This is a genomic window from Sphaerospermopsis reniformis, from assembly GCF_005402885.1.
Taxonomy (GTDB): domain Bacteria; phylum Cyanobacteriota; class Cyanobacteriia; order Cyanobacteriales; family Nostocaceae; genus Sphaerospermopsis; species Sphaerospermopsis kisseleviana.
This window is the reverse complement of sequence record NZ_BJCE01000423.1, coordinates 1-2,458: the sequence shown is the minus strand read 5'-3', so window position 1 is coordinate 2,458 and position 2,458 is coordinate 1. Positions and strand designations below refer to the sequence as shown.

General features: G+C 36.4%; 1 protein-coding gene. It reads left to right on the top strand.

Features of this window, described 5'->3' with window-relative positions; all coding sequences use genetic code 11:
• Positions 1-553: 553 nt before the first annotated feature.
• Positions 554-2,206, top strand: a complete 1,653-nt coding sequence (locus tag FFR48_RS27200) for a serine/threonine-protein kinase (protein ID WP_137669507.1) — start codon at positions 554-556, stop codon at positions 2,204-2,206.
• Positions 2,207-2,458: the final 252 nt, after the last annotated feature.

The following is a 2,458-nucleotide window of genomic DNA, read 5'->3' as shown; positions in this document are numbered from 1 at the left end:
TTGAAATCCCAAAAAATGCACACTTTTTCCGGTATACCCTTCAAAACCCTTGCACTAATTTCTGTGTTTATCAGCCTCTAACCTTTGATATATCAAGGTTTTAGGTTTATTCAGCAAACCCTACATATCAATAGCGATCGCTCAAGTAAATTACCACTTTTTGATTTCTGCACCAAACCGATTTCAATTCCTCCCATCCTGATCCTAAGACCTAAAACCCATCAGACTGCTGAAAAATGTCAAAAAAGTAAATAAATAGACATATATGTAAGTAATATGACTTATTTCAGGTGTTAATAAAACATCGGGATTTGTATGTATTTTATTTGACGGATATTTTGATTAATCGTGAGATAGAAAAACCCAGTAAAAAGTTGATATTGGGTGATTTTTGGCTATTTACCGACATTTATAGAAATTTAAGAGCAGTCTTTATTTAAAGTCCCCCTTATTTAAAGCTACAAAAAATCATTTCTCCCTATTCCGGAGAGAGGAAGAAATTTCAGAAAAGGTGAGTAACATCTGATCTAATAGATTTCTCAGTAAGGAACTTATGACTGAACAAATCGCCAGAAAATTATTGCAAGGTCGCTACCAAATTATTCAAAGCCTTAGTGCAGGTGTATTTGGGCAAACTTATATTGCCGAAGATACCAAAGATGTTGATTACCCAGAAAAACCCAGATACGTTGTTAAACAGCTAAAAGTCAACCACTATCAATCTAATTCCTACTTTGACTACCTCAGACTAAGTTTTCTGACCGAAACCGAAGCCCTGAAGGATTTAGGAGAACATGACCAAATTCCTAAACTGATCACCTGCTTTGAAGAAAATGAACAGTTTTATTTAGTACAGGAATATATTTACGGACAACCCTTATCCGTAGAATTAAAGATAAATAAAAACAAGGGACAGAAGTGGAGTACCACTCAAGCGATGACATTTCTCGAAGATGCATTAAATATCCTCGAATTTGTCCATTCTCAAGGTTTTATTCACTGTGATATCAAACCAGAAAATTTAATCAGACGTTCTAGTGATGATAAATTAGTGCTAATAGATTTTGGTTCAATTCAACCCATTGATTTTAGCACTGATGCCGAATTACCTATTTCCCAGATTCCCGTGACTTCATTGGGTTACATTCCACCAGAACAATTTTTAGGACAAACACAACCCAATAGTGACATTTATGCTTTGGGAATGATTGTACTCCAAGGTTTAACAGGATTAACACCACTGCAATTAAAAATTGACCCTGCTAATAATGAAGTTCCTTGGACTTGTGAAGATACGATCATTGACGAATATCTGGCTGTTTTTATCAGCCAAATGATTCGCTATAATTATCAGGAAAGATTTCAATCTGCGAGCGAAGCACTATGGGTATTTAAACACATAACATGGAAGCATCGGGCATCTGCAATTGCGACTTCAAAGTTTCCCATTACTACCAAAAAAGCTGTTGCAGATAAAAATAAAAAATTAGATCCATTATTAGCAGGAATGAAATGGGGAATCACCATTAATTCTTTGGTAGTTGGTTTGGGAGTTTATGCTTTAGCTACTAGTTATCAAGCTAATTCAGAAACAGCAACTTTATCTGAAGCAATTACAGAATATCAAGCCGGTAATTTAGAAAAAGCAATTAGTTTAGCCAAAACAATTCCCTCCTATAGCAACGTCTATCCAGAAGCTCAAGAGACAATTGCAGAATGGCAAAAGCAATGGCACAATGATACTAAAAATTATTTAGTAGCTGAACAAGCATTAGATGAAGGTAATTTGTTAGATGCCATGCACGCTGTTACGCAAATTCCCTACACTTCCTATTGGCGTTCTAAACGAGAACAACTAATTGAAAAAACAGAAACTAACCTAGAAGCAAAAACACAAACTTTATTAAATAAAGCTTACGCCAGCGCAGACAAGAAAGATTTTTCGGCTGCTTTAGAATATCTGCGCCAAATTCCTCCAGAAAGTTCTGCTGGTGCTATAGTGCAACAAAAATTAGCTGAATACAATCAGAAAAGGCAAATTAGAGCCGAATATTTTTTACATTCAGCTTATCATAAAGCTTTAAGGAAAGACTTTGCTGGTGCAATCAAATTCCTGGAAAAAATTCCTGAAGATACTGATGCTTATGCTCAAGCTCAAATCAAAATCCAGGAGTATAAGGAAAAGCAACTATTCAGCATCCCCTAAGTAGGTAGGCGTTAAAAATGGTCGTTATGGCAAGCCAGAAGGCAGGAGGCAGAAAGCAGGAGGGAAGAGACTTTTAGGTAACTTTACTTTTCGTTACATACTGCGGTTTTTTTGTGCCTTTCTACTTAGGGGTTGCTGAGAAAGTCTTTCCGTGAGGGCATAGGAGTCAGGAGTCAGGAGTCAGGAGTCAGGAGTCAGGAGGAGATTGGAAAATTTCTTTGCCATCTCTTGAAATCCCAAAAAATGCACACT

Excerpts from the sequence above, each read along its gene's own strand:
- FFR48_RS27200 (WP_137669507.1), top strand. The coding sequence starts at position 554 with ATGACTGAACAAATCGCCAGAAAATTATTGCAAGGTCGCTACCAAATT.